Source organism: Clostridium celatum (genome assembly GCF_021412605.1).
GTDB classification, from domain to species: Bacteria; Bacillota; Clostridia; order Clostridiales; family Clostridiaceae; genus Clostridium; species Clostridium celatum.
Genome location: NZ_JAJKGM010000085.1, coordinates 1 through 2938, shown reverse-complemented (window position 1 = coordinate 2938; position 2938 = coordinate 1). Strand labels below are relative to the sequence as shown.

Genomic DNA, 2938 nt, shown 5'->3' with positions numbered 1-2938 from the left:
TTTAAGACTCTCAAAAGAATTGCTGGTTTACTTTAACTATATTCTGTTCAATTTTCAAAGACCATTTTCTGTGTCGCCCTCAAGCGACTTCTTTATCTTATCACTACTTTCGATTACTGTCAACAACTTTTTTTAAGTTATTTTTGTTTTTCTTTAGCGATAAAACTAATATATCACTTCAAAAGTAATTAATTATTCTCTATATGTTGAATTATTAATTACTTTGTCATCAGCGACGTGTTTTATCTTATCACTACTCCATTACATAGTCAATACTTTTTTATAATTTTTCTATTATATTTTTAAAATCCCCTAATTTGCTACTTTCCAAAATCTGCACAGGTCTATTTCCTAATAAAAATAAATTATCTGCCAAATTTAATATTTCTTCCTTATCATGTGTAACCATTATTATTGTTATTCCTTTTTTTATATTTAAATCTTTAATTATACTTATAATATTGCTTTTACACTTTATATCTAATGATTTAAACGGCTCATCCATTAATATTACATCAAATGTTCCTAATAAAGCTCTCGCAATATTTACTCTTTGCTTCATTCCTCCACTAAGTTCATTAGGATAATAATACTTAAACTCCTTTAATCCTACTTCTTCTAATATTTTATCTATTTCTATTTCCACTTGATCTTCTTTAATATTATTCTTAGCAATAAGCTTCAAGTTTGAATATACATTTTTCCAAGGTATAAGATTATCATTTTGAAATATATATGATATCTTTATACCTTTTTGAAGTAATTCATTAGCTATATAATTTAATAGTGTAGTCTTACCACAACCAGAACTACCTATAATACAATTTATTTTGTTGTCTTTTAATTCTATACTGAAATTTTCATAAACTATATCATTCCCATAATTAATATTTATATTTTCTATCCTCATATCCTATCCCTTATACTTTTTTAATAAAAAAATCTTTTCTAAAATCAAATCAAATCCATAAACAATTACTGTTATTATAATCATCCATGCTATAACTGCTGCTGTATTTAATTGCATTTTTTCTAATTGTATCATAGATCCTATTCCATATTTAGGCTGTGCGTAAACCTCACCAGATATAACAACTTTAAAAATTAATGCCAAAGTAGAATTAATAACTTTTTTTAATTCTATTATTATACTTGGAATTATTATTGCATTAATTCTATCAATATTTGATATTTCATATACTTTACACATTTGTATTAAATCTTTATTTATATTTAAAAGAGTATTCAATATTACATCATAAAATATAGGAAATGAAATCACAATTCCTATTATTATTGGCGCAAATTCTTTTGATGTCCATATTAAAATAAGAACTATAAATGCCATAGTTGGTATAGCCTTAATAAATAGAATTATTGGATATAATAAATTATAAATAAATTTACTGTAATAACTACATATTGCTAATACTATTGATATAAATAATGATAATATAAAACTTTCTATGCACCTAATAATACTACTGACTATTAATTTCATAAAATTTACTTCACATATTAAATTATATAAATTTTCTATAACATCAAAAAAAGAAGGCATCAATAGCCTATTATTTATTATAATAGCTACTGATTGCCATATTAATAAAATTATTATACTTGCAATAACTAAATACTTCTTATTCTTTAATGAAGATTGAGTCATATTCTCCACCTTCTCCTTTATTTTCTGTGTCTATAACTGAAAAATATTTTTCATATTCTAAAGTGCATTCTTCAATCTTAGTAAAATTTAAATTACTATTATTTATTGCTTTATCAATAGTATCTTTGTTAATAGTTATCCCCAACACTTCACATTTTTCAGCTGCATCTTGTGGATTATTCTTAACCCACTCTTCACTTTCATTAAAGGTATTAATAATTTCTTCATATAAGCCAGTATCTTTTATACTATTATAAAATTCTTCTTTGATTATTAAAGTTGATTGTGGGTATCCCTTACTAAGATTATTTATTTTAGCCCATTCTTCATTTAAATTTAATATAATCTTTATATCCTTATTTTTATCCATTACTGTAGATAATGCTGGCTCTGGTAAAACAGCATATTTAACTTTTCCACTCATAACCATTGGAGTAAGCTCAGACGCAGCCCCTACATATGAAAATTCAAAATCACTCTCTTTAAAACCTTTATTAGTTAATATATTTCTAAAAACTATATCTGGAGTAAGGCCTTTTCCGGTATTATAAATTTCACAACCTTTTAATTCTGAAATATCTGTTATATCATCTGTTGATACTAAATATAAAGATCCCCATCCTATAGTTGCAGCAATTTTATAATCTAAACCTTTTTTATATGCTTGTAATGCTAAGTTAGAAGGAACAATGGCTAATTCAGCCTCACCCTTCATTAACTCAGATAAAAGTAAATCAGTAGTTTTTTGTATTGAATATTCTATGTTCATATAACTAATCTTTTTATTATCATTCATAGCCTTACTTATTGCTATTGAAGGCAAACCATCTGGACAAATTAAGGTTGCATTTACATCCTCATGCTCTTTAATCTCCTGATTATTACTACAAGATATCATTACACAACTCATTAATAATATCATAAAAATTTTTAATACATTTTTCATATTAATCACCCCAACCTAAATTTTATCATATTATTACATTTATTGTATATTATTTTTATATTTGTTAATATTGATAATTTTAAGAAAATTATATAAGGATTGATATACACTAGAACATCATTAAAATATATTTATTATTTTGATTTCAAACACAAAAACACTTAAAAATCAATCTAAGTGTTTTTGCTTATTTATCTTTTAACTTATAATTTTACATAACAAAAAAGCACCTAGCTTTATGCTAAGTGCTTGTATTACCTGGCAACGTTCTACTCTCCCACACGGTCACCCATGCAGTACCATTGACGCTGTAGAGCTTAACTTTC

3 protein-coding genes and 1 rRNA gene are annotated in these 2938 nt (G+C 24.8%); all 4 read right to left on the bottom strand.

Translation table 11 applies throughout. The features are described from left to right. Positions 1-280 precede the first annotated feature (280 nt). Positions 281-910, bottom strand: a complete 630-nt coding sequence (locus tag LPC13_RS16575) for an ATP-binding cassette domain-containing protein (RefSeq protein ID WP_195245675.1) — start codon at positions 908-910, stop codon at positions 281-283. 3 nt (positions 911-913) lie between these two features. Next, positions 914-1666: an ABC transporter permease gene (locus LPC13_RS16570; RefSeq protein WP_005213668.1), complete on the bottom strand. Its 753-nt coding sequence runs from the start codon at positions 1664-1666 to the stop codon at positions 914-916. Further along, entirely contained in the window at positions 1641-2612 is a 972-nt protein-coding gene (locus LPC13_RS16565) for an ABC transporter substrate-binding protein (protein ID WP_234089023.1), read from the bottom strand. The genes LPC13_RS16570 and LPC13_RS16565 overlap by 26 nt, the downstream gene beginning before the upstream one ends. Positions 2613-2868: 256 nt before the next feature. Continuing rightward, positions 2869-2938, bottom strand: a 5S ribosomal RNA gene (gene rrf / locus LPC13_RS17270); the annotation flags it as partial.

Coding starts and splice junctions, on each gene's coding strand:
- LPC13_RS16565 (WP_234089023.1), bottom strand. CDS start 2,612: ATGAAAAATGTATTAAAAATTTTTATGATATTATTAATGAGTTGTGTA.
- LPC13_RS16575 (WP_195245675.1), bottom strand. CDS start 910: ATGAGGATAGAAAATATAAATATTAATTATGGGAATGATATAGTTTAT.
- LPC13_RS16570 (WP_005213668.1), bottom strand. CDS start 1,666: ATGACTCAATCTTCATTAAAGAATAAGAAGTATTTAGTTATTGCAAGT.